General features: G+C 70.4%; 18 protein-coding genes and 1 pseudogene. 5 read left to right on the top strand and 14 right to left on the bottom strand.

Annotated features, from left to right (window positions below):
• Positions 1-33: 33 nt before the first annotated feature.
• From E1B00_RS01310 to mtnA, 4 genes are all read right to left on the bottom strand, one after another.
• Positions 34-840, bottom strand: a complete 807-nt coding sequence (locus E1B00_RS01310; protein ID WP_139444861.1) for a hypothetical protein — start codon at positions 838-840, stop codon at positions 34-36.
• Entirely contained in the window at positions 837-2,912 is a 2,076-nt protein-coding gene (locus tag E1B00_RS01305; RefSeq protein ID WP_176693080.1) for a PDZ domain-containing protein, read from the bottom strand. Before E1B00_RS01305 ends, E1B00_RS01310 begins: the two co-directional genes overlap by 4 nt.
• 69 nt (positions 2,913-2,981) lie before the next feature.
• The gene (gene gyrA / locus E1B00_RS01300; RefSeq protein WP_139444859.1) at positions 2,982-5,585 is read right to left on the bottom strand and encodes a DNA gyrase subunit A; all 2,604 of its coding nucleotides are present in this window, start codon (positions 5,583-5,585) and stop codon (positions 2,982-2,984) included.
• A 127-nt stretch (positions 5,586-5,712) separates the two neighbouring features.
• Positions 5,713-6,771: an S-methyl-5-thioribose-1-phosphate isomerase gene (mtnA, locus tag E1B00_RS01295; protein ID WP_139444858.1), complete on the bottom strand. Its 1,059-nt coding sequence runs from the start codon at positions 6,769-6,771 to the stop codon at positions 5,713-5,715.
• 72 nt (positions 6,772-6,843) lie between these two features.
• Between mtnA and E1B00_RS01290 the strand changes: the two genes are divergently transcribed.
• Entirely contained in the window at positions 6,844-7,554 is a 711-nt protein-coding gene (locus E1B00_RS01290) for a hypothetical protein (protein ID WP_139444857.1), read from the top strand.
• Positions 7,555-7,618: 64 nt separating this feature from the next.
• On the opposite strand, the gene E1B00_RS01285 is transcribed toward E1B00_RS01290, so the two are convergent.
• From E1B00_RS01285 to E1B00_RS01250, 8 genes are all read right to left on the bottom strand, one after another.
• Positions 7,619-8,206 (bottom strand): DUF3011 domain-containing protein, encoded by a 588-nt coding sequence (locus tag E1B00_RS01285; protein ID WP_139444856.1) that lies wholly within the window; start codon positions 8,204-8,206, stop codon positions 7,619-7,621.
• 113 nt (positions 8,207-8,319) lie between these two features.
• Positions 8,320-9,288: an EF-P lysine aminoacylase EpmA gene (gene epmA / locus E1B00_RS01280; protein ID WP_139444855.1), complete on the bottom strand. Its 969-nt coding sequence runs from the start codon at positions 9,286-9,288 to the stop codon at positions 8,320-8,322.
• A 45-nt stretch (positions 9,289-9,333) separates the two neighbouring features.
• The gene (gene ligA / locus E1B00_RS01275; protein ID WP_139444854.1) at positions 9,334-11,460 is read right to left on the bottom strand and encodes an NAD-dependent DNA ligase LigA; all 2,127 of its coding nucleotides are present in this window, start codon (positions 11,458-11,460) and stop codon (positions 9,334-9,336) included.
• 7 nt (positions 11,461-11,467) lie between these two features.
• Positions 11,468-12,238 (bottom strand): cell division protein ZipA, encoded by a 771-nt coding sequence (zipA, locus tag E1B00_RS01270; RefSeq protein WP_139444853.1) that lies wholly within the window; start codon positions 12,236-12,238, stop codon positions 11,468-11,470.
• Positions 12,239-12,311: 73 nt separating this feature from the next.
• Entirely contained in the window at positions 12,312-15,809 is a 3,498-nt protein-coding gene (gene smc / locus E1B00_RS01265; protein WP_139444852.1) for a chromosome segregation protein SMC, read from the bottom strand.
• Between the two features lie 196 nt (positions 15,810-16,005).
• Positions 16,006-16,284 carry a BolA family protein gene (locus tag E1B00_RS01260; RefSeq protein ID WP_246048541.1) on the bottom strand — a complete coding sequence of 93 codons (279 nt, stop codon included), beginning with the start codon at positions 16,282-16,284 and terminating at the stop codon, positions 16,006-16,008.
• Between the two features lie 2 nt (positions 16,285-16,286).
• Complete coding sequence (locus E1B00_RS01255; RefSeq protein ID WP_139444851.1) at positions 16,287-16,586, bottom strand: YciI family protein; 300 nt, start codon at positions 16,584-16,586, stop codon at positions 16,287-16,289.
• 12 nt (positions 16,587-16,598) lie between these two features.
• Positions 16,599-18,509 carry an alpha/beta hydrolase family protein gene (locus E1B00_RS01250; RefSeq protein ID WP_139444850.1) on the bottom strand — a complete coding sequence of 637 codons (1,911 nt, stop codon included), beginning with the start codon at positions 18,507-18,509 and terminating at the stop codon, positions 16,599-16,601.
• Between the two features lie 99 nt (positions 18,510-18,608).
• Here E1B00_RS01250 and E1B00_RS01245 point away from each other — a divergent pair, with 99 nt between their 5' ends.
• The 4 genes and pseudogenes from E1B00_RS01245 (at position 18,609) to rluB (ending at position 22,687) form a co-directional block, all read left to right on the top strand.
• Positions 18,609-19,235, top strand: a complete 627-nt coding sequence (locus tag E1B00_RS01245) for an L-threonylcarbamoyladenylate synthase (RefSeq protein WP_139444849.1) — start codon at positions 18,609-18,611, stop codon at positions 19,233-19,235.
• Between the two features lie 83 nt (positions 19,236-19,318).
• The gene (locus E1B00_RS01240; protein ID WP_139444848.1) at positions 19,319-20,224 is read left to right on the top strand and encodes a segregation and condensation protein A; all 906 of its coding nucleotides are present in this window, start codon (positions 19,319-19,321) and stop codon (positions 20,222-20,224) included.
• 22 nt (positions 20,225-20,246) lie between these two features.
• A pseudogene (scpB, locus tag E1B00_RS01235) lies at positions 20,247-20,802 on the top strand (SMC-Scp complex subunit ScpB); the annotation flags it as partial.
• Between the two features lie 220 nt (positions 20,803-21,022).
• Positions 21,023-22,687 carry a 23S rRNA pseudouridine(2605) synthase RluB gene (gene rluB, locus E1B00_RS01230; RefSeq protein ID WP_139444847.1) on the top strand — a complete coding sequence of 555 codons (1,665 nt, stop codon included), beginning with the start codon at positions 21,023-21,025 and terminating at the stop codon, positions 22,685-22,687.
• Between the two features lie 65 nt (positions 22,688-22,752).
• Here the strand turns inward: rluB and E1B00_RS01225 are convergent, their stop codons facing one another.
• Both E1B00_RS01225 and E1B00_RS01220 read right to left on the bottom strand, forming a co-directional pair.
• Positions 22,753-23,550 carry an amidohydrolase gene (locus E1B00_RS01225; protein WP_139444846.1) on the bottom strand — a complete coding sequence of 266 codons (798 nt, stop codon included), beginning with the start codon at positions 23,548-23,550 and terminating at the stop codon, positions 22,753-22,755.
• A 3-nt stretch (positions 23,551-23,553) separates the two neighbouring features.
• The gene (locus E1B00_RS01220; protein WP_139444845.1) at positions 23,554-24,702 is read right to left on the bottom strand and encodes a pyridoxal phosphate-dependent aminotransferase; all 1,149 of its coding nucleotides are present in this window, start codon (positions 24,700-24,702) and stop codon (positions 23,554-23,556) included.
• Positions 24,703-24,740: the final 38 nt, after the last annotated feature.

Genomic DNA, 24,740 nt, shown 5'->3' with positions numbered 1-24,740 from the left:
GATTCGGCGAAAAAAACGGTCAGTGCAGGAAACTCACTGCCCGCCGGCGACCGGCAGCTTCGCCGCCTGCGCGGTGGCGGCGGCGACCTTGTCCACCGGCGTCATGCGCAGCACCAGGTCGGCCATGTCCATGCCCATGCCGGTATTGCGCGAACGCATCATCGAGGCCAGGTCCACGTCCACGTAGCCCATCGGCTTGCCGTCGTGGCTGAAGGCCAGGCCGGGCACGCCGTCCACCAGCAGGCGGAAGGTCGGCGTGCGGGTTTCGCCCAGCACCAGGCCCGGGCGGAACACCGGCACCCCGCCCCACTCGTCGGAGGTGCGCAGCAGGGAAAAGAAGGCCATGCCCGGCTCGGCCTTGATACCGGCGGCCAGGTCCACGTAATCGAGCTTGCCGGCCGGCTGGCGCAGGCGCAGCCAGGCCAGGCCGAGTTCGGCGTCGCGGGTGACCAGGTCGGCGGGCAGCCAGTCCTCGGATCCCGCCAGGCGCACGCGGAAGTCGCTGGACTTGGCCACCGGCGCGGCCTGGCCCGGCGTGACGTTGCCGAAGGTGCTGAAATCCAGGCTGACCGAGCGGTCGGGCACGATCATCAGGCCGTCGTCGCTGACCAGCACCGCCTGGGTGCGGTCCTCGATGCGCTGCTCGTTGCCCGAGTTCACCACCGACATCACGAACTTCACCGTCACAACGGCCTCGGCGTGCTGCCCGACCAGGTCGCGGTAGATCTCGCGGTAGTCCTCGAAGGGCTCGGCGGCGGTGGCAGCAGCGGTGTCGGCGGCGGCAAGCGCGGGGACCAGGGCCAACAGGGCCGTCAACACCAGGGGGCGGACCAGGGTCATGGCGTCTTCTCCGTGAGCCAGTAGCGTTCGAGATAGAGGATCCGGGTTTCCGGACCGCGCAGCACCTGCAGCGGGATCACGCTGCCATTGCCCTTGGCCAGCGCAACGTCCAGCGCCGCCGCCAGTCCGGGCAGGTCGCGCACCGGCTGGTCGGCCAGGCTGATGATGATGTCGCCGCCCTGCAGATGGGCCAGGCCGGCCGGACCGCCGGTTTCGACGCCGTCCACCACCACGCCGGCCTGGCTGGCCGGCAGGCGGCGCGCGGCGCGGTCGTAGAAGCCGAACTCGCGCAGCTGGGCGCGCAGCCGGGTCAGCGCCAGGGTGCGCAGGCCGGAGGTATTGGTCGGCGATTCGGCCAGCGTGACCACGAATCTGCGCGGCTTGCCGGCGCGCAGCGCGCTGAACTCGGCGCGGCTGCCGATCAGCAGGTCGCGCACGCGCTGGTGGTAGCCGTCGGCGGAGTTTTCGTTGGCGGCGCGCAGCGGTTCGCCGTCGATCGCCGTGATCAGGTCGCCGACCTCGGCGCCGGCGGCGCCCAGCGGGCTGCCCGGATACACGCGGGTGATGCGGAAGCCGGACGCCGCCAGGCCCAGGTCGCGCGCCAGCGAGGCCGTCACCGGCTGCACCTCGACACCCGACCAGGCCTTGGCCAGCTCGGGCAGCGGCGTGCGCACGCGGTCGCCATGGATCGGCGACAGCAGGGCCAGGCGCTGCTCGGCCTCGCGCTGGAACTCGATCACCAGCGGCTTGCCGTCGGCGGGCGGGCGGCCGGCCACGGCTTCCAGATCGGCCAGGCGACGCACCGGCTGGCCGCCGACGCGCAGGATCAGGTCACCCTGGGCCAGCGCCGGGCGGGCGATGGCCGCCGGACCGCCGGGGCGGATGCCGGTGACCAGCAGGCCCTGGGCACCGTCGAAGTTGCGGCGGCGGCCCATGGTCGGCGTGAGCTCGGACACCGACAGGCCGAAGGGCAGGAAGGCGCGCTCGTCGCCGCGGTCTTCGGGCTGGGCCGCGGCCACCAGGCGGATGCGGCTGGCCTGGCCGTCGCGGTCGATGTCCAACTGCACCGGCTTGCCGATGCTCAGCTCGGCCAGGCGGCGCTGCAGCGCCGGCACGTCCACCGGCTGCGGCGCGCTGACCGGCTGGCCGTCGATCGCCAGCACCAGGTCGCCGGCGCGCAGGCCGGCCTTTTCCGCCGCCGAGCCGCGCTCGACCGCATTCACCAGCACGCCGTCCGTTTTGCCCGTGCCCTTGAGCGAACGCAGCCGGAAGCCGAAATGCGCGCGCTCGATCCGGCCCTTGGCGATCAGGGCGCGCACCACCTCGCCGGCGTCCGGACCGGGAATGGCGAAGGCCAGGTCGCCGCCGAAGATCATGCCGCGGGTGTTCACGCCGACGATGCGGCCGCTCAGGTCCACCAGCGGGCCGCCGGAGTTGCCGGGTGCGATGGCGGCGTCGTGCTGGATCCAGGCGTAGTAGCGGCCGGTGGGCTCGTCGGCGCCCAGGCGGTCCTCATAGTCGGCCTCGTCGTCGAAGAGCGAAACCAACAGGCGGCGCGGGTTGTTCACCACGCCGGCGCTCATCGAGTTCGAAAGGCCCCAGGGCGCGCCCATGGCCAGCACGGTGTCGCCGGGTCGCAGGTCGAGCACATCGGCGAACTGCGCGTAGGCGAAGGTCTCGGGCTTGGGCGGGATCGCCTGCAGCACCGCGAGGTCGGAAAGCGTGTCGGTGCCGACCAGGCGCGCGGGCAGCTCTCGGCCGTCGGCGAACACCACCCGGAAGCTCTTGCCGTTCTGGGTGACATGGGCATTGGTGGCGATGTGGCCTTCGGCCGACACCACGGTGCCGCTGCCGCTGGACACGCTCAGCACCGGTTCGCCCTGCTGGTAGTCCTGGCGCACGTTGAGGATGCTGACCACGACCGGCAGCACGCGGTCGCGCGCTTCGGAGATGCGGTTGGCGTCGCTGGCGCGGACGGGAGCCGACGCGGGCGCCGGCTGGGCCGTGGCCGGCGCGCTGGCCAGGATCAGGGGCAGGACGAACGAAGCCAGGACGACGCGGGTCGGGCGCATGCAGCACTCCATCGGAAGACCGGCCTTAGGGTACAGGCCGCGCGGAGAGTTCCGCGCGGCCCGCCGGACTCAAGCTTCCGGCTGCGGCTGCGACGGCTCGGTGACGGTGCCGGCCTCTTCGTCGGCGACGTCGAGCACGTCCACGCGCTCCACGGCGATCAGCTCCTCGTCGGCCGCCACCCGCATGAGGGTAACGCCCTGGGTGTTGCGGCCGACCTGGGAGACTTCCGCCGCACGGGTGCGCACCAGGGTGCCCTGGTCGGAGATCAGCAGGATCTCGTGCTGTTCGGTCAGCTGGATCGCGCCGACCAGGTCGCCGTTGCGCTCGCTGGTCTGCAGCGCGATCACGCCCTGGGTGCCGCGGCCCTTCTTCGGGTACTCCGACACCGGGGTGCGCTTGCCGAAGCCCTTGGCGCTGGCGGTGAGGATGTCGCCGTCGCCGTCCACCACGATCATGCTCACGACCTTGGCGCCCTGCCCTTCGCCGTCTTCCTTCAGGCGCATGCCGCGCACGCCGGTGGCGGTACGACCCATCGACCGGACCTCGCCCTCGTCGAAACGCACAGCCTTGCCGTTGCTGGCGAACAGCATGATGTCGCGTTCGCCGTTGGTCAGCTGCACGTCCACCAGGCCGTCGCCCTCGTCGAGGTTGATGGCCCAGATGCCGGTGGAACGCGGGCGCGAGTATTCGCTCAGCGGGGTCTTCTTGACCGTGCCGTCGCGGGTGGCGAAGAACACGAAGTGGCTGTCGTCGAACTCGCGCACCGGCAGCACCGCCTGGACCTTCTCGCCTTCCTGCAGCGGGATCCAGTTGATGATCGGGCGGCCGCGCGAGTTCGGGCCGGCGTCGGGCAGCTGGTAGACCTTGAGCCAGAACACGCGGCCGGTGCTGGTGAAGGTCAGCAGCGTGTCGTGCGTGTTGACCACCCACAGGCGGTCGATGAAGTCCTCTTCCTTCACCGCCGTGGCCGAACGGCCCTTGCCCCCGCGCTTCTGCGCGCGGTAGGTCGTCAGCGGCTGGCGCTTGGCGTAACCGGCGTGCGACAGGGTCACGACGACGTCTTCCGAGGCGATCAGGTCGAGCACGTCGAGGTCTTCCTCGCCGGCGCGGATCTCGGTGCGGCGGGCATCGGCGTATTCGTCACGCAGGGTGCGCAGCTCGGTGCGGATGACTTCGAGCAGGCGGTCCGGGCTTTCCAGGATCTCGATCAGGCCGCGGATGGTCTCCAGCAGCTGCCTGTACTCGTCGGTGAGCTTTTCCTGCTCCAGGCCGGTGAGGCGGTGCAGGCGCATCTCCAGGATCTGCTGCGCCTGGACGTCGGTGAGCACGTAGTTGCCGTCGACCAGGCCCACGCCGTCGGGCAGGTCCTCGGGGCGCGAGGCCTCGGCGCCGGCGGCGCCCAGCAGCGCGCCGACCAGGCCCGGGGCCCAGGCGCGTGCCAGCATGCGCTCCTTGGCGACCGCGGGGTTCTCGGAGGTCTTGATCAGCTCGATCATCTCGTCGATGTTGGCCAGCGCGACCGTCAGGCCTTCCAGGATGTGGGCGCGGGCGCGGGCCTTGCGCAGCTCGAAGATGGTGCGCCGGGTCACCACCTCGCGGCGGTGGCGCACGAAGGCCTCGAGCATCTGCTTGAGGTTGAGCACCTGCGGACGGCCGTCCACCAGGGCGACGACGTTGATGCCGAACACCGATTCCATCGGCGTCTGCTGGTAGAGGTTGTTGAGCAGCACCTCGGCCGACTCGGCGCGCTTGACCTCGATGAAGATGCGCATGCCGTCCTTGTCGGACTCGTCGCGCAGCTCGCTGATGCCCTCGATCTTCTTTTCCTTGACCAGCTCGGCGATCTTCTCGATCAGGCGGGCCTTGTTGACCTGGTAGGGAAGCTCGGTGACGACGATGGCCTCGCGGCCGCTGTCCTCGTTCACCTCGACCTCGGCCTTGGCGCGCACGCGCACCCGGCCGCGGCCGGTGTGGTAGGCGGCGTGGATGCCGGCGGCGCCGTTGATGATGCCGCCGGTCGGGAAGTCCGGGCCCGGCATGTACTGCATCAGGTCGCTGATGCTGGTTTCCGGGTCGTTGATCAGGGCGATGGTCGCGTCGATCACTTCGCCGAGGTTGTGCGGCGGGATGTTGGTGGCCATGCCGACGGCGATGCCGGCCGAGCCGTTGACCAGCAGGTTCGGGAAGCGCGACGGCAGCACCGTCGGCTCGAGCTCCTTCTCGTCGTAGTTGGGCTGGAAGTCGACGGTGTCCTTGTCGATGTCGGCCAGCAGTTCGTGCGTCAGGCGCGTCATGCGCGCCTCGGTGTATCGCATGGCGGCGGCGGCGTCGCCGTCGATCGAGCCGAAGTTGCCCTGGCCGTCCACCAGCAGGTAGCGCAGCGAGAACGGCTGCGCCATGCGCACCAGGGTGTCGTACACCGAGGCGTCGCCGTGCGGGTGGTATTTGCCGATGACGTCGCCGACGATTCGGGCGGACTTCACGTGCGGCTTGTTGCTGTGGGTGCCCAGTTCGTTCATCGCGAACAGGACGCGGCGGTGCACGGGCTTGAGGCCATCGCGGACATCCGGGAGCGCGCGGCCCACGATCACGCTCATGGCGTAGTCGAGGTAACTCTTGCGCATCTCGTCTTCGAGGTTGACCGGGATGATTTCCTTAGCGAGATCTGCCATTCGTGCTTCCGTGTTCGACGTTCGGGCGGGCGCCGCGGCCAGGGCCGCAGACAGGGCTTTCAGGGACGAAAAATGATACCAGAAACGGACCCGCGACGGGCCAGCCTAGAGGCCGGAAAACAAGCACTTAGCCCGGAATTTTGGCCCCGAACACGGCCGCCATGCGGGCCGCGTCCGGAGCGGTCACCACGCCCCGCTCGGTGACGATGGCGTCGATCAGTCCGGCAGGGGTCACGTCGAACACGGGATTCCACGCTTCGACCCCGTCGGCGACCGTCCGGGTACCGGCCACGGACAGCAGTTCGGCCGGGTCGCGCATCTCGATCTCGATGTCCTCGCCGCGGGCGGTGTCCATGTCCACGGTGGACGAGGGCGCCACCACCATCACCTTCAGCCCGTGGTGGCGCGCGGCGATGGCGTGCGAATAGGTGCCGATCTTGTTGGCGGTGTCGCCGTTGGCGCAGATGCGGTCGGCGCCGACGATGACCCACTGCACGGCGCCAGTCTTCATCAGGTGGGCGGCGGCGCCGTCGCCGATCAGGGTGGCCGGGATGCCGTCCTGCAGCAGCTCCCAGACCGTGAGCCGCGCGCCCTGCAGCCAGGGCCGGGTCTCGCTGGCGTAGACGCGCTCGATCCGGCCCTCGGCCACGCCGGCGCGGATCACGCCCAGGGCGGTGCCGAATCCAGCGGTAGCCAGCGATCCGGTGTTGCAGTGGGTCAGCACGCCGCTGCCCGGCGCGATCAGGGCGGCGCCGAGCGCGCCCATATAGCGGTTTGCGGCCAGGTCCTCGGTCTCGATCGCGATGGCTTCGGCGGACAGCACGGCCAGCCAGTCGCTGCCGGCGGCAGCGAGGGCGCGGCGCACCCGGGCCAGCGCCCACATCAGGTTGACCGCGGTCGGGCGCGCGGCCTTGAGACGGTCCAGCGCCGGGCCCAGTCGGACCAGCGCCTCGGCGCCATCGGCGGCCTGCACGCCCTGCCCCGCCAGCACCGCGCCCCAGGCCGCGGCGATGCCGATGGCCGGCGCGCCGCGCACCACCAGGTCGTGGATGGCGCGCGCCACTGCGTCGCTGTCGGTGCAGTCGACCATCTCCACGGTGAAGGGCAGCCGGCGCTGGTCCAGCAGGGACAGGCGGTCGCCCTGCCAGCGGATCGGGCGGATGCGGTCGTAGCGGTCGAAGTCCATGCGCGGTTCCGGAAAGTCCAGGCGCCGAGTTTAGCAAGGCGCAGGCGACGGTCCCCGCGTTATGCTCGGGCCATGACTGCCCGCCGCCCCGCCCCGCGCACGTCCGCCGCCTTCGATGCCGGCATCGAGCCGATGCTGCACACCGCCTGCGTCAAGGCCGGGGCCGGCGCCGCCCTGCAGGTCGGCATCGACCGCCTGCCCCTGCTCAAGCCTTTCCTGCCGGCGCGCGTTCGCCGGGCCGGCAGCAGCGAATCGGCCGAGGACATCCAGCGCCACCTGGTGGAATCGATCTACCGGCGCTACCAGCTCAAGCCCGCGGGCTGGGAAGTCGAGGGCGTGCTGGCCGTGGCCCAGACCCAGGCCGTGCTCAGCCCGCTCGCCACCCGCGAAGGCCTGCGCGGCCTGCTGCGCGGCTGGCTGCCGTCGGCGGTCAGCACGCCGCTGATGCGCTACACACCGCTCGAACCCCTGGTCACGGCGACCGTGCGCGCCGTCGCCGCCACCTGGGCTGCCGGACGCTACGCCGACAGCGTCTGCCGGCTGCGCAAGGCGGGTGCCGACTGGCTGCCGGCACCGCTGGCAGGCGCCCTCCGGCTTGCGCCGTCCACGCTCAAGGCCTGGAGCGCCGAGGCGCTGGCGCTGGCGATGCCGCCGCTCAAGCTCGCCACGGCCTTGGGTCGCCAGCTGGCCGGCGGCAGCGTGCTGGCGCCGCCGAAAAAGAAGGCCGTCGCGAAAAAAACGCCGGCGCGCAAAGCCACGCCGCGCGGCAGACGGCCGAACTGAATCCGTCCGCTGCAAACACGAAGCCCGGCGCGAGGCCGGGCTTCGATCGGAACGCTCTGCAGGCTCAGAAGACCTGGAAATCGGCGCGGCAACCGCGCTCCACCCAGATGCCATCGCGGCGGTAGCCCCAGCTGTAGTTGTAGTCGCAGGGCGCCTTGCTGCGCTGGTAGGACACCTGGGCGCGGCGCACGCCGCCCGGCACGGGGCAGAAGCGCGGACGGTTGTCGTTGGATTCGCAGCGCACGGTGCGGACACCGTGGCCGTAGCCCGGGCCATGGCCGTAATCCGGCCGGCCATGACCGGGGCGGCCCTGGCCGCGGCCGACCGCAAAGGTCGCGCGACAGCCATTGGTGACCCAGATGCCGCGATAGTCGGCGCCCCAGGTGCGGCCCTGGATGCAGGCGGCTCGCGACTCCTGGCGCACCAGGCGCACGCCGCCGCGGGTGTCGACGGCGCAGATCTGGGTGCGGCGATCGTTGGAGTGGCAGGCGACGAGATTGCGGCCACCGTAACGCCCGTCGTAGCGGTCGTCATATCGATCGTCGTAGCGGTCGTTGTAGCCGTAACGATCATCGTAACGGTCGTCCGCCGAGGCAGCGATCGGCAGCACGGCGGCGGCGAGGGCAAGCAAGGCGAACAGGCAGCGTTTCATGTCGGATCTCCATGGCGTCGACCCACCGGGGCCGCACGGCCGGGAATCTAGGGCCCGGCGGATGAATCGACGGCCAATCGCGGCGGCCGCTGGCCGCGGCGCTTACCCGCGATTCATGCCCGGTCGAAGGGGAAGGCCATCACGTCGCCGATCTTGTCGGTTCCCAGCAGGGCCATCATCAGCCGGTCCACCCCGAGGGCGACCCCGGCGCAGGCCGGCAGCTTCGGCAGCGCGGCCAGCAGCCGCTCGTCCAGCGCCGGCGCGGCGGCGTTGCGGGCGCGGCGCCGGGCCAGGTCGGTTTCGAACCGCGCGCGCTGCTCGGCCGGGTCGGTCAGCTCGTGGTAACCGTTGGCCATCTCGAGCGGGCCCAGGTAGGCCTCGAAACGTTCGGCGACCGGCGGCGTGCCGGGGCGGATCTTCGCCAGCGCGCACTGGCTCACCGGGTAGTCGTAGACCAGCAGGATGCGGTTGGCGGGAATGCTGGGCTGGATCAGGTGGGTCATCAGCAGGTCGAGCCAGTCGTCGCGGGTCAGGCCCTTCGGGTCGATGTCGTAGACGCCCAGCGGCGAACGCAGGTCCGCTTCGGAGGCCTCCATCGGGTCGAAGCCGAACTTGTCCTGGTAGAGCTGGCGGAAGCTGGTGTCGCGCACTGTGGCGCGGCGGCCGGCCAGCGCCAGGGCCAGCTTCAGCAGCTCCGCCACCTCGTCCATCAGCTTCTGGTGGTCCCAGCCGACGCGGTACCACTCGAGCATGGTGAACTCGGGGTTGTGACGCTTGCCGGCTTCGCCGTTGCGGAACACCCGGCCCAGTTCGTAGCAGTCGCCGATGCCGGCCGCGACCAGGCGCTTGAGCGGGAATTCGGGCGACGTGCGCAGCCAGCGCAGCGGCTCGCCGGCCGCCTTCGGGCCGTCGAAGCGCAGCGAAAAACTCTCGATGTTCGGATCGGTGTTGCCGGCCGCCGACAGCACCGGCGTCTCCACTTCCAGCACGCCGCGTTCGGCGAAGAAGCGCCGGAACAGCGCATAGAGTTCGGCCCGCAGGCGCAGGGCCTTGGCGTTCGCGGTCGGTTTCCAGTCTTTCATGGCGAGTACTCTACGCCCCGGCGGCGACGCCCGGATGCGGCCCGCTCAGCCGCCTTCGTTTTTGTTCAGGAAGTCGAGCAGCATCGCCTCGTCCCAGACCTCGAGGCCCAGCTCCCGGGCCTTTTCGAGCTTGGACCCGGCGGCCTCGCCGGCCACGACGAAGCTGGTCTTCTTGGAAACACTGCCGGCCACCTTGGCGCCCAGCGCCTGCAGGCGGTCGCCGGCCTCGTCGCGGCTCATCGCCGACAGCGCACCGGTCAGCACCACGGTCTTGCCGGCCAGCGGGCCTTCGGCGGAGCGCTGCGGCGCGCCCTCGGGCCAGTGCACGCCGGCGGCGCGCAGGGCCTGCACCACCTCGCGGTTGTGCGCCTCGGCGAAGAAGCCGGCGATGCGCGCAGCCACCACGGGGCCGACGTCGGGGATCTCGACCAGGGTCGCCTCGTCGGCCGCCAGGATCGGATCGAGCGCGCCGAAATAGCGCGCCAGCGTGCGCGCCGTGCTTTCGCCGACGTCGCGGATGCCGAGCGCGAACAGCAGGCGTTCGAGCGTGGTCGCCTTGCTGGCGGCGATCGCCTCGACCAGGTTCTCGGCCCACTTGCTGGCGATCTTTCCGGCCTTGACGGTCTCGGGCACGGTGCCGTCGCGCTGGTCGGCTTCCTGTTTCATCTTCAGGAAGTCCTCGAGCCGCAGCCGGTAGAGGTCGGCCACCGTCTTGACGTAGCCGAAATCCACCAGGGCTTCGATGAATCGTTCGCCCAGGCCCTCGATGTCCATGGCCCGGCGGGAGGCGAAGTGGATCAGCGCCTGCTTGCGCTGCGCCGGGCAGAACAGGCCGCCGGTGCAGACGATGGCCGCGCCCTCGGCGTATTCGATGCCGCCGGCCTTGGTCTGCTTCAGGACTTTCCGCACCGCTTCGGTATGCGAACCGCAGGCCGGGCAGTTGGCCGGGAATTCGTAGGGCCCGTGCAGCGCCCTGCCCTTCGCATCCACCGGGCGCTTGTCCTCGATCACGCGCACCACTTCCGGGATCACGTCGCCGGCGCGGCGCACGATCACGGTGTCGCCGACGCGGACGTCCAGGCGTGCGATCTGGTCGGCGTTGTGCAGGGTGGCGTTGGTGACGGTGACGCCCGCCACCTGCACCGGCGCCAGCCGCGCCACCGGCGTCAGCGCGCCGGTGCGGCCGACCTGGACCTCGATCGCCTCGACCGTGGTCAGCTGTTCCTGGGCCGGGAACTTGTGCGCGATCGCCCACCGCGGCGCGCGAGAGACGAAGCCCATCGCGTTCTGCTGGTCGTAGCGGTCGAGCTTGTAGACGACACCGTCGATGTCGTAGGGCAAGGCATCGCGGCGCGCGCCGACCTTCGCGAAATAGTCGAGCAGCCCCTGCGTGCCGCGCGCCACGCCGACTTCCGGCGACACCGGGAAGCCGAAATCCTTCAGCGCGTGCAGCATCTTCGAATGGCGCTCGGGCAGTTCCCAGCCCGAAACGACACCCAGCCCATAGGCATAGAATGCCAGCGGCCGTGCGGCCGCGAGTTTGGGATCGAGCTGCCGAAGCGAGCCCGCCGCGCCGTTGCGCGGATTGGCCAGCACCTTTCCGCCGCTCTCACGCATGCGCCGGTTGTAGGCCTCGAAACCTGCGCGCGGCATATAGACCTCGCCGCGCACTTCCAGCACGGCCGGCGCGTCGCCGCGAAGGCGCAGCGGGATGGCCTTGACGGTACGCAGGTTGGCCGTGACATCCTCGCCGGTGGCGCCGTCGCCGCGGGTCGCGCCGCGCACGAACACACCGTCCTCGTAACGCAGGCTGATCGCCAGGCCGTCGAGCTTGGGTTCGACCGAGAACTCTGGCTCCGACACGCCCAGCGCCTTCTCGATGCGTGCGACGAACTCGCGCACTTCTTCGTCGCTGAAGGCGTTGTTGAGCGACAGCATCGGCTGTTCGTGCTGCACCTGTTCGAAGAACGGCAGCACCGCGCCACCGACCCGATGGGTCGGCGAATCGGCCGTCACCAGCTCCGGATGCGCGGCCTCCAGCGCTTCGAGATCGCGCACCAGCGCGTCGTACTGCGCGTCCGGAATGGCCGGATCGTCGAGCACGTGGTAGCGGTGGTTGGCGTCCTCGATCTGGCGCCGCAGTTCGGCGGCGCGGGCGGCGGGCGTGCTCATCGCGGCCTCAGCGGGTGGTGCGCAGGTCCCACTTCTGCTGCTTGCGGTCGTAGTTGCGCAGGTCTTCGCGGATGTGGGCGATGCGCTGGCGGCCGAGCGCGTTGCGCTCCTCGTCCAGCAGCACGCCGTCGAGCAGTTCGGCCATGCGCTGGGCCGTGGGCAGCATCGCGTCCCAGGCGTCGAGCGCCGACAGCGGGCCCGGAAGCGCCATGAAGAAGCTGATGCCCGGCGTGCGCAGGTCCTGGATGTGGCTCATGTCGAAGGAACCCGGCTTGACCAGGTTGGCGACGCTGAAGACCGGGCCCTGCTCCGGGTGGTTGTCCACCAGGCGGTGGAAGATGTTCATGTGGCCATAGATCAGGCCGGCCTTCTCGGCCGCGACCACCAGGTCCGGGCCGTGCAGCGCCTGGCCGGCGCGGGCGGCCAGGAACAGGCTGACGACCTTGTCGAAGTTCTCGTCCGGGCGGGCGCCCGGCATCGGCGCCGGCGCCGGGCGGCGGTCCGGCACAGGCTCGCCGGCCAGGGTCTTTTCCAGCAGGTCGAGTTCGGACTGTTCGATCGCGGCATTGCCGTCGCCGGTGTCGGCGTCGGCTTCGAGGATCTCGCGCAGGGTCGGCTCCTGGCGCGGGCCGGTGGCTTCACTGCGCGCCGGCAGGTGGCGCTTGCCCTGCTGACCGGGCTTCTTGCGGCTGGTGAAGACGATCACCGCGAACAGGATCAGGGCGGCCGCGCCGATGGCGATGCGCAGCAGCGCGGTGTCGCTGAGTCCTTCGAACATGGCGCCTCTCCCTGTGTGCCTTCAGGGCCGCGGGGGCGGCCCAGCGGAATGATGCCCGATTTCGCCGGTCAGGTCAGGCCGCGCCGACCAGGCGCGTGGCCTCGGCCAGGTCCACCGACACCAGTCGGCTGCAGCCCGGCTCGCGCATGGTGACGCCGGAGAGCTGCTTGGCTGCTTCCATCGTCGCCTTGTTGTGGGTGACGAACAGGAACTGCACCTTCTCGCTCATCTCGGTGACCATGCTGCTGAAGCGGCCGACGTTGGCCTCGTCCAGCGGCGCGTCCACCTCGTCGAGCAGGCAGAACGGCGCCGGGTTGAGGCGGAAGATCGCGAACACCAGCGCCACCGCGGTCAGCGCCTTCTCGCCGCCCGAAAGCAGGGAGATGTTGGACACGCGCTTGCCCGGCGGGCGCGCCATGATCGACACGCCGGTGTCGAGCAGGTCTTCGCCGGTGAGCTCGAGATAGGCGTGGCCGCCGCCGAACAGGCGCGGATAGAGTTCCTGCACGCCGGCGTTGACGCGGTCGAAGGTTTCCTTGAAGCGGCCGCGGGTTTCCTTGTCGATCTTCTTGATCGCGCCTTCCAGGGTTTCCAGCGCCGAGGTGAGGTCGGTGTTCTGGGCGTCGAGGTAGGTCTTGCGCTCGCTCTGCTCGCCGTATTCCTGGATCGCGGCCAGGTTGACCGGCTCCAGGCGGCGCATCTTGGCGTCGATGTCGGCCAGGTTCTTCTGCCAGCCCTCGAGATCGGCCTTCTCCGGCAGCGAGGCCAGCACGTCCTCCAGCGCCAGGCCGGCGGCGGCCACGGCTTCCGACAGCTGGCCGGCGCGCAGGCTCAGGGCCTGTTCTTCCATGCGGCGGGCGGAGATCGCCTCGCGCTGGGCCAGCGCCTGCTGGTCGCGCTGCTGGCGGGTCTGCTCGTAACCGCGCATCTCGGCCTCGATGCCGTCGACGCTCGAGCGCGCGGCGGCCAGGTCCTTCTCGACGATGACGCGCTGGTCGAGCGCGGACTGCCGCTCGGCCTGCAGGGCCACGACCGGCGCGTCACCGTCGGCGAGCTGGGCGACGAGTTCGTTCAGGCGCACTTCGAGCTGCGCCTTCTGGTTGCCCATGCGCGCCAGCGACTGGCTGAGCGCGACCACGCGGGCGCGCTGGGATTCCAGCGACAGGGCCAGCTGGTGCGCGGCCTCGCGGGCCTCGCGGGCGGTGTTGCGGGCGGCGTCGCGCTGTTCGCCCAGGCTGCGGCGTTCTGCGTCCAGGCGCTGGCGTTCGGCCTCCAGGTCGCCCATCTTGGCCACGGCCTGCTCGAGGCGGCCGCGCGCTTCGCGGGCATTGGTCTGCGATTCCTCGAGCGTCGTTCCGAGCGTGGCCAGCTCGCCGTCGATGCGGGCGACGCGGGCCTGGGCGGATTCGAGCCGGCTCTTCTGGCCCTGCAGCTGGCCGGCGAGTTCCGACACGCTGCGGTGCGCCAGGTACAGCGAACGCTGGGCGTCCTCGCGGTGCTGCTCGGCCTCGAGCAGCCTGTCGCGCATCGCCGTCAGGCCTTCGTTGAGCTGGGTTTCCTTCTTGGCCAGCGCCTCGATCTCGGCGCGCAAAGACTGGATCTCGCGCTCGCGGGCCAACGCACCCTGGTGGGCATCGCCGCTGCGCAACACGCGCAGCCAGCCGCCGCCGAGCCACTCACCACCGCGGGTGATGACGGCCTCGTTCTCGCCCAGTGACACGGCGCGCGCGGCAGACGCATCGTCGGCCGCGTGGATGTTCGCCAGCAGGCGGCGCACGGCGTCGGGGCCCTGCACCTTCGCGGCCAGTGAACCGGCGGGCACCTGGATGCCGCGGTTCTCGCCGCTGACCAGGGCGACGCGGCCCTGACCGAGGCTGGCGAGCGCATCGAGCCACTCCGACGGCGCGTCCACGGTGACGGCCTCGAGCAGGCTGCCGAGCACGGTCTCGACGGCAGTCTCCCAGCCGGCCTCGACCTGCAGCGCCTCGCCCAGACGGGCGTTGTCGGCGATGCCCTGGGCCTTGAGCCAGTCCAGCGCGACGTTCTTTTCCTGGCCCAGCGCGGCGTGCTGCAGCGCCTCGAGCGAGGACAGGCGGCCGCGCGCGGCCTGGCCCTGCTTGCGCACGTCGGCCAGTTCGCTCTGCTGCTGGCGCTGCTGTTCCTGCAGCGCGGTCAACGCGGCCTTGCGCTGTTCGAGCGTTTCGCCCAGGCCGTCCAGGCCGGCCTTCTGGCCGTCGTGGTCGGCGGTCAGGCGGGCCAGGGCCTCGGTGATGGCGGCGGTGTCCAGGCCGGTGCGTTCATTGGCCAGGGCCTCGCGGCGGCGGCCCGCGTCGAGCGCCTGCTTTTCCAGGTATTCGATCTTGGTGCGCTCGACCTCGGCCCAGCGCGCGGCTTCGGCCTGCGCCTTGGCATAGGTGTCCCAGCGCTGCTGCCAGTCGTGCAGCGCGGTCTCGGCCGCCTTGAGCGCGTCCTGGCGGCCGGCGTCTTCGGCGCGCAGCGCCTCGAGCCGGGGGTCGGCGGCGGCGATGGCATTGTGCAGCTCGCCCATCTGGCGCTCGTCGCCGCTGATGTGCTCGCCGATCTGGGCGAAGGCGGCGTCGGCTTCAGCGCGCGCGGTTTCCAGGCGCTGGCGCAGCTCCTTCTGGTGATGGATCTGCTGTTCGATGCGGGCCAGCTCGCCGCCGACGCGGTAGACCTCGGCCTGGGCGCGGCCCAGGCGTTCGCTGGCCTCGCCGTGCTGGCCGCGGCAGGCTTCGATCTGCGCTTCGGCCTGGCGCTGGTCGGCCAGCAGCGACTGCAGCTTGATCTCGTCCTGGGTCAGCGAATCGTGCAGGGCCTTGAGGTCGGCGTCGTAGCGGCGGAATTCCAGCGCCTTGAGCTGGGCGTCCTTGTTCAGGCGCTCGGCCTGCAGGGTCTGGTACTGCTCGGCGGCGCGGGCCTGGCGCTTGAGGTGCTCGAGCTGCTTGTCGACTTCCTCGCGCAGGTCGTTGAGGCGGTCGAGGTTCTCGCGCGTGCTCTTGATGCGCGATTCGGTTTCCTTGCGGCGCTCCTTGTACTTGGAGATGCCGGCGGCTTCCTCCAGGTAGACGCGCAGGTCCTCGGGCCGGGCCTCGATGATCTGGCTGATCATGCCCTGCTCGATGATCGAATAGCTGCGCGCGCCCAGGCCGGTGCCCAGGAACAGGTCGGTGATGTCGCGGCGGCGGCAGCGGGCGCCGTTGAGGTAATAGTTGCTCTGGCCGTCGCGGCTGACCGAGCGCTTGACCGAGATTTCCGCGTAACGCGCGTACTCGCCGCCGATGCTGCCCTCGGAGTTGTCGAAGATCAGCTCGACCTGGGCCTGGCTGACCGGCTTGCGCGAGGACGAGCCGGAGAAGATCACGTCGGTGAGCGAATCGCCGCGCAGGCGGCTGGCCGAACTTTCGCCCATCACCCAGCGCACCGCATCGATGATGTTCGACTTGCCGCAACCATTGGGACCGACGACGCCGGTCATGTTGGTCGGCAGGTGCAGCACCGTGGGGTCAACGAAGGATTTGAAGCCGGACAGCTTGATCGTGGAAAGGCGCATTCGTCGGGGTTCTCAAGCAGCCGGTCGAGCCGGCCGGCACCGGAGCGTCTTCACGCTCCGCCGCAGGGTCCAGGGGAAGCTCGCGAACGGGTCCGCAGCCCATGCCAAGTGATTGATTCCATTGGCAGAGCGCGGTCCCCGGCACGCGGCCGTGGGGCAGTATACCAGCGGCCGCGGGGCCGCCCAGCCCGGCCGCTCAGCCCGCTTCGGTGGGGGTCCGGGCCTGGATCGACAGGGCGTGGATGTCGGTCTCCATCATCGTGCCCAGGGCCGCGTAGACCCGGCGGTGCCGGGCCAGGGGCGCCAGGCCGGCGAAGGCCTCGCTGACGATGTGCACCGCGAAATGGCCGCGGCCGTCCCGGGCGCCGGCGTGGCCGGCGTGCTTGTGGCTCTCGTCCACGACCTCCAGCGCCGTGGGTCGCAGCGCCTGCTCCAGGGCGGCGCGGATCGCCGCCGGGCGCTGTTCGCGCGGCAGGCTCACGGCAGCACGACCTTGAGCGGACGGACGTCGACGCGGGCGTAGACGCCGGCCGCGACATAGGGATCGGCATCGGCCCAGGCGCGCGCGTCCTGCAGCGAGGGGAACTCGGCCACGATCACGCTGCCGGTGAAGCCGGCGGGACCCGGATCCTCGGCGTCGATGGCCGGCAACGGCCCGGCCAGCTTCAGCCGGCCCTGGTCACGCAGCGACTCCAGCCGCGCGAGATGGGCCGGACGCGCGGCCTTGCGGCCTTCCAGCGAGTTGGGGTGATCGGTGCCGTGGATCAGATACCACATCTGCGCGCCTCCTCAGGGGCTCGGGGCGGCCGGCTTCCCGGGCCGGCCGATGGTGCGGTCCAGCAGGGCCAGCACGCGCCTCTGCCAGTCGAGTTCGTTCTTCGCCAGCGCATAACCATGCGCTTCGCCGGGATAGGTAACCATCTCCACTTCCCTGCCGGCCTTGGACAAGGCCTTGTGCATGTCGCGCGTGTGGGCCACGGGCGCGATCGAATCCATCTCTCCCGCACCCAGCAGTACCGGCACCTTGATCTCCGCCGCCCGGTTGACCGGCGACCGCGCCTTGCGGTCCATGTCGCCGAACATGGTGTCGATGTACTCGCGGCTGTAATAGGTCCCCCAGGCATCCTCGCGATACATGCGCGGCAGGTCGTAAACCCCGACGTTGCCGATGCCGCAGGCGTAGAGCCCGGGCTCGCGCACCAGGCCCATCATCGCCGAATAGGCGCCGTAGCTCGCGCCATAGATGCAGATGCGCCCCGGCGCCGCCACGCCCTGGGCCAACGCCCAGTGGGTGGCGTCGGTGACGTCGTCCTGCATCTTGCCGCCCCACTCGCCGTTGCCCAGCTCGCGGAAGCGGCGGCCATAGTTGCCGGACCCGCGGAAGTTCACCTGCAGCACCGCGTAACCCCGGCTGGCGAGGATCTGCACGTCCTGGTCGAAGCCCCAGATGTCGAATATGCCCTTCGGTCCCCCATGCGGCATCACCACCATCGGCGCCGGCTCGCCGCCCGCCGAACGCGGCACCGTCAGGAAACCTTCGATCTCCTCGCCGTCGCGGGCCTTGAACCGGAACGGCCGCATCGTTGCCATGCGTTCGGGATCGAGCCGCGTGTTGCGCGAGGCGATGAGCGCCGCCTTCCCCGCCTGGTGGTCGACCAGATAGAAGTCGCCGGAATTGACGTCCGATGACACCAGATAGACCCCCTTGCCGCCATCCCGCGTGTAGGAAGTGGGCTGGACGTAGGCATCGGGAAAGGCGCGCTCGAGCTTCAGGAGTTCGCGGGTGAATCGGTCCTCCGGGCGTACGGGCAGCAGCTTGGGCTTGCCGTCCAGGTAACGCGCGAGGATGACGCCCCCGTCGACAGGGGACCTGAGCACGCTGTTGAGGTCGACGCGCTGCCCTTCGAGCAGGGGCGCCCGCACATGGGTTTCCAAGTCCAGTGTCTCGAGCCCGACGGTGCCGGACCCGCGGCCCACGGCGAGGTAGGCCAGCCGGTTGTCGGCGGAAAAACCCAGCACGTCGACCGAATCGCCGGTGCGCTCCTGGACGTTGACGTGATGCCACTCCACGCCGCCCTTCTTCAGGTAAAGGCGCGGCGTGTGTTCGCGGTTCCAGTAACCCGACACCAGGCGCAGTTCGCCCGCGTGGTCGAAGTACACGTCGGTGCCGCTGAGCGGCGACCGGGTGCTGATGTAATCGATCTCGCCCGTGTCAAGCCGGACCTTGCCCACACCCGAACCCCAGGAGTCGACGTAGCCGACCAGGATCCGGTCGTCGTCGTCCCGCAGCTCGTCGGCCAGCCACATCCGGACCTTGGCATTGACCGGCTGGGCGCCGCTGCCGTCGGCGTTGACGCGATACAGGTAGCCGGTCTCGCGGGGCGCCGCCAGGCGGCCTCCCTGGCTGGCGACCGAGTAGACGATCTGCCGCGGGTTGACCCAGACGAAGCCGGAGACATGGGCATCGCGCGCGAAGGTGACGAAGGCCGTCTGCTTGAGGTCCCTGGCCCGCAGCACCGCCAGCGCGGTGCGGTCGCCGTAGGGCACGGACACCGCGTAGTGCTCGCCATCGGGCGAGATGCGCAGCATGTCGAAATCGTTGGGCTGGATGAAGTGCTCGAGCGGAACCGGCGCCGACGGGGCGTCCGCGGCGACCAGCCCGGGCACGAACGCCAGGAACATCAGGATGGACAGGCGCATGCGTCGAGGAGATGGCTTCGTGGGCCGCCAATCTAGCCCAGCCGGCGCCCGGGGTGCATCGCCCTCGCTCCGGGCGGACGGGACGGGCACAATCGGGGCATGTCCGAACGTCTCAGCGTGCACCCCATCAATCCCCAGGCCCGCCTCGTCGAAAAGGCGGCGGGCATCCTGAGGGCCGGAGGCTTGGCGCTGCTGCCCACCGACGCGGGCTACTCCTTGGTCTGGACCCTGAACGGGAAGGAGGCCGAGGAGCGCGTCCAGCGCCTGCGCGAGCTGGACAGCCGACACCCTTTCACCTTACTCTGTCGGCAATTGAGTGAGGCCGGCCGCTTGGCCCGGCTCGACGATCCGGCCTTCCGGCTGATGCGATCGCTGACCCCCGGACCCTGCACCTTCATCCTTCCGGCCTCCGCGGACCTGCCCAAGCGCATCAAGAACAGCGGCCGCAGCAAGCGCCGCGACATCGGCATACGCCTGCCCGACCACGTGGTCGCCAGGACCTTGCTGGAAGCGATGGGTGAGCCCTTGCTGTCGACCAGCCTGGTGCTGCCGGATGATCCGCATCCGACCAGCCACGAGGCCGAAGGGGTAGCCGAGCGCTGGTTGCGCTGGGCCGATGTGATGCTGGATGCCGAGGACTGCGAGCCCGGCCCGACCAGCATCGTGGACTGCACGGGCGATCAACCCGTGGTGGTGCGCCAGGGTTTCCACCCGGTCGCCCTCTAGTCCGATCCGCCGATGTCCCGCACCACCCCGGCCCGGAGGGGGCCCCGCTCGATGAGAGCACCACCGATTGCCATGAGCCTGCGATGAGCGAACACACCGCGCCCGAAGCGGAGCATCCGACCTTCCCCGTGCCGCCCCAGCAGCAGGAAATGCCGCTGGCGATGGTCCTGGGCCAGCCGGTGCTGCAGATGCCGCAGGACCTGTACATCCCGCCGGACGCGCTGGAAGTCATCCTCGAGGCCTTCGAGGGCCCGCTGGACCTGCTGCTCTACCTGATCCGCCGGCAGAACCTGAACATCCTGGACATCCCCGTCGCCGAGATCACCCGGCAGTACGTCGAATACATCGGAGTGATGCAGGACCTGCGCTTCGACCTCGCCGCCGAGTACCTGGTGATGGCCGCCATGCTCGCCGAGATCAAGTCGCGCATGCTGCTGCCCCGCCCGCCCGCCGAGGAAGGCCTGGAAGGCGACCCGCGCGCCGAGCTGGTGCGCCGCCTGCAGGAGTACGAGCGTTTCAAGAAGGCCGCCGAGGACATCGACGGCCTCGACCGCCTGGACCGCGACACCGCCGTCGTGCACGCCCACGTACCGGAGCGGGCCGCGGTCAAGGTGCCGCCGCCGGTGGACCTGCGCGAGATGCTGCTGGCCCTGCGCGACGTGCTCAAGCGCGCCGAGCTGTTCACCCACCACGCGATCAAGCGCGAGGCCCTGAGCGTCCGCCAGCGCATGGGCGAGGTGCTGTCGAAGCTGGGCGACGGCCAGTTCCACGGCTTCGAGACCCTGTTCAACGCCGAGGAAGGCCGCCTGGGCGTGGTGGTCACTTTCCTGTCGATCCTCGAACTGGCCAAGGAACAGCTGCTCGAGATCGTGCAGGAAGCGCCGCTGGCACCGATCTACGTGAAGTCTCTGGCCGCCGGCGACGGCGAGGCCACCGACATCGAACTCCCCGAACCGACCTCGGACGGCGCCGACGCGCCGGCCGCGTAAGTCCACTCCAACCCGCGAATCCATGGACCAGACCCTGATCCGACAGATCGTCGAGGCCGCCCTGCTGGCCGCCCCGCAACCGCTCACCCTGGCGCAGCTGGCCGGGCTGTTCCCCGAGGACGAGCCGGCGCCGCCGGGCTCGCTCGAGCAGGCCATCGCCGACCTGCGCGAGGCCAGCGCCGACCGCGGCGTCGAGCTGGTCGAGGTGGCCTCGGGTTTCCGCTTCCAGGTCAAGGCCGAGGTGCACGGCTGGGTCGCCCGCCTGTGGACCGAGCGCCAGACCAAATACACCCGGGCGACGCTGGAAACGCTGGCCCTGATCGCCTACCGCCAGCCGATCACCCGCGGCGAGATCGAACAGATCCGCGGCGTCAGCGTCAACGCCAACATGATCAAGATGCTCGAAGAGCGCGAGTGGATCCGCTCGGTCGGCCACCGCGACGTGCCGGGCCGCCCGGAGCTGTTCGGCACCACCAAGGGCTTCCTCGACTACTTCGGGCTCAAGAGCCTGGACGAACTGCCGCCGCTGGCCGAACTCAAGGACATCCCCGAGCTCGAGCCGCAGCTGCCCTTCGACATCGCGCCCGCCGGCGTGGCCAGCGCGGCGCTCGCCGCCAGCCTCGACGACGTGGCCGACGAGGACGGCGAAACCGACGAAGACGGCGGACACGACGAAGACGAGTCGGCCGACGAGGCCGACGAAGCCGATGACCAGACGCAAGACGACCGCACCGTCGAGACGACGACTGCGCATTCCCATCCAGAGGCCGGCGACGACGCCGAGCCGGAGCAGAAGTAATGAGCGACAAACCGAAAAAGACCCTCTCGCTGCGCCTCAAGGGCAGCGAGCCCGCCGCCAAGGTCGAGGAGCGCCTGCACAAGGTGCTCGCCCAGGCCGGCCTGGGCTCGCGCCGCGCGCTCGAGGAACGCATCGCCCAGGGCCTGGTCAAGGTCAACGGCACCGTCGCCCAGACCGGGCAGTCGGTGAAGGGCGGCGACCGCATCGACCTCGACGGCAAGACCTTCGTGGCCACCGCGCTGACCGAACCGGCCAGCGTGCTGCTGTACAACAAGCCCGAAGGCGAAGTCACCACGCGCGAAGACCCCGAAGGCCGCCCGACCGTGTTCGAGTCCCTGCCCCGCCTCAAGGGCGCGCGCTGGATCGCCGTGGGCCGCCTCGACATCAACACCACCGGCCTGCTGCTGCTCACCACCGACGGCGAGCTGGCCAATGCCCTGATGCACCCGTCCAGCGGCATCGCCCGCGAATACGTCTGCCGCATCCACGGCGAAGTGCCCGACAACGTGGTCGACCGCCTCGCGCGCGGCGTCGCGCTGGAGGACGGCCCGGCCAAGTTCGACGAGATCGAGCGCATCGGCAGCTCCGATTCGCACGCCTGGTTCAAGGTCGTGCTGACCGAGGGTCGCAACCGCGAAGTGCGCCGCCTGTGGGAATCGCAGGGCTTCCAGGTCAGCCGCCTCAAGCGCGTGAAGTACGGCAGCGTGCACCTGCCCCGCCTGCTCAAGCGCGGCCACTGCGAGGAAATGCCGGCCGACCAGGTCGAGCAGCTGCGCGCCCAGTTCAAGCTCGAGGAAAACCCGCCGGTGCTGACCCTGCAGCCGGTGATCGGCCAGCGCAAGTCGCGCCCGACCGAAATCCGCGTCGGCAAGGACCGCAAGCAGGCCTCCTACGTCAACGGTTCGGTGGATGACGAAGCGCGCGAGCTGCGCCGCTTCGACCACGTGCGCGAGGAAAAGAACCCCCGCGGCCGCGGCCGTCCGGGGGCCGGCGCCGGCAAGCCCTTCGGCGGCAAGGGCAAGCGCGGCGCGGGCGGCGGCAAGCCGTTCTCGGGCCCGATGGGTACCGACGCGCCGCGCGGCGCGCGTCCCGGCGGCCCGGGCGCCAAGCCCTTCCGCAGCAAGCCCGGCGGCGCGCCGGGTCCGCGCGGTCCGCGCGACGACAACTTCGGCAACCGCGCCGGCGGCCCGGGCGGCAACGCCGGCGGCTTCAACAAGAAGCCGCGCGCACCGCGCGGCGACGCGCAGCCGACCCACCACAACGCCCACGACAACAACCCGGCGGCGTTCCGCAGCTGGTACGTGCCCGAGGGTGTCGAGACCGGCTCGAAGGTCGCGCCGCCGCGCGGCCAGCGTCCGGGCGGCAAGCCCTCCGGTCCGCGTCCGCAGGGTGCGCGTCCGTTCAACGACCGCGGCCCGCGTCCGCAGGGCGACAGCCCCTACGGCCAGCGCGGTCCGCGCGGTCCGAAGCCGGCCGGCGACGCGCCCTACGGCCATTCGCGCGGTCCCGCCGGTCCACGCGGCAACAAGCCGGCGGGCGCCAGCCCCTACGGCCAGCCGCGTGGTCCGCGTCCGGACGGCAACCGCGGCCCGCGCAAGCCGGGCCCGGGCGGCCCGCCGGCGTTCAAGAAGAAGCGGCCGGAAGGCCTGCCGTCCGACGACTGATCGGCCCGCCGCACGAATGAAGAACCCGCCTCACGGCGGGTTCTTTTTTGCCCCGGCTCCGAGTCTCAGTGCAGGTCGAAGCGGTCGGCGTCGAGCTGGGCCGGGAAGCGCTCGCGGTGCCCGGCCAGCGCCGCGGCCGACAGCGTGGTGGTGGCCACCTGCACCTGCGCGCCGAACTCCATCAGGGGCTGGCCCAGGAAATCCAGCGCGACGCTGTCGCCGCTGTAGGGATGGCCGTTGCCGTCGGTGCCGACCCGGTTCACGGCGGCGACATAGCTCAGGTTCTCGATCGCCCGCGCGCGCAGCAGGGTCTGCCAGGCGTAGCGGCGCGGGCTGGGCCAGTTGGCGACGAACAGCAGCAGGTCGTAGTCGAAACGCTCCGGCGCCTCGACGCCGTAGCGGTTGCGGATGAACACCGGGAAGCGCAGGTCGTAGCAGACCAATGGACAAACCCGCCACCCCTTGAGCTCGACCGTGAGCCGCTCGCGCCCGGATGCATAGCGCTCGTGCTCCTTCGCCATGCGGAACAGGTGCCGCTTGTCGTAATGCTTCAGGCTGCCGTCCGGCGTTGCCCACAGCAGGCGGTTGTAGACACCCTCGCCTTCGCGGATCTGCACGCTGCCGGTGACCACGGCGCCCAGCTGCCGGGCCTGGTCGCGGATCCAGGCCACGGTCGGGCCGTCCATGCCTTCGGCCGAGGCCAGAGCCTCGTTGCTGAAACCGGAGGTGAAGGTTTCCGGCAGCAGCACCAGGTCGGTGCGGCCGGCCAGCGGCGCGATCAGGTCGGCGTACATCGCCCGGTTCGCCGCCGGGTCGTGCCAGACGGTGTCGCCCTGGACCAAAGAGACACGAAGGTCATCCATGGTTCAAAGCCCCTGCAGCCGTTCGATCGCCGCATCGAGCGTGCTCTCGACCTTGGCGAAGCACAGCCGCGCCAGACGCTGCCCCTTCGGCGGCGTCTCGTAGAAGGGCGACAGCGGGATCGCCGCCACGCCCTTCTCGATGGTGAGCCAGCGGCAGAAGGCGGCATCGTCCAGGTCGCTCACCGCCGAATAATCCACCAGCTGGAAATACCCGCCCGGCACCGGCAGCGGCTTCAGGCGCGTGGTCTCGAGCTGCTTGCGGAAGCGGTCGCGCTTGGCCTGGTAGAAGGCGCCCAGCCCGTCGTAGTGTTCCGGCTCCTGCGCGATCATCGCCGCGAAGGCCCACTGCGCCGGGGCGAAGGTGCAGAAGGTGTTGTACTGGTGCACCTTGCGGAACTCGGCGCTCAGCGCCGGCGGCGCGATCGCGTAGCCGATCTTCCAGCCGGTGCAGTGGTAGGTCTTGCCGAAGCTGGAGATCACGAAAGCGCGCTCGGCCAGCTCGGGGTAGCGCAGCACGCTCTCGTGGCGGCGGCCGTCGAAGATGATGTGTTCGTAGACTTCGTCCGACAGCAGCACGATGCCGGTGCCGCGCAGGATGTCCGCCAGCGCCGCCATGTCCGCGGCGGTGAACATCGCGCCGGACGGATTGTGCGGCGTATTGACCATCAGCATCCGGGTACGCGGGGTGATCGCGTCGCGCACGCGCTGCCAGTCGACCGAGAAGTCCACCGGATCCAGCGGCACGTGCACGGCTTTCGCGCCGGCCAGGTCGATCGCCGGCTCGTAGCAGTCGTAGCAGGGATCGAGCACCACCACTTCCTCGCCCGGCCGCACCACGGCGTGGATGGCGTTGAAGATCGCCTCGCTGGCGCCGCTGGTGACGGTGATCTCGGCGTCGGCGTCGACACGGCGGCCGTAGCAGCGCTCGGTCTTGGCGGCGATCGCCTGGCGCAGGGCCGGGATGCCGGTCATCGGCGCGTACTGGTTCTTGCCCTCGGCCATCGCCCGGGCCAGCTCGTCGACCAGGCGCGGCGGCACCGGGAAATCCGGGAAGCCCTGCCCCAGGTTCACGGCCTGGTGCTCGAGGGCCAGCTGGGACATCACGGTGAAGATGGTCGTGCCGACCTTCGGGAGCTTGGTGGGAATCTGCATGGACCGGAACCGGGGAAAGGATGCCGCCGATTATGCGG

It is taken from the genome of Arenimonas terrae (assembly GCF_006265115.1).
Lineage (GTDB): Bacteria > Pseudomonadota > Gammaproteobacteria > Xanthomonadales > Xanthomonadaceae > Arenimonas > Arenimonas terrae.
Note: the sequence above shows the minus strand (reverse complement) of the source record. Positions and strands in the feature narration are given on the sequence as shown.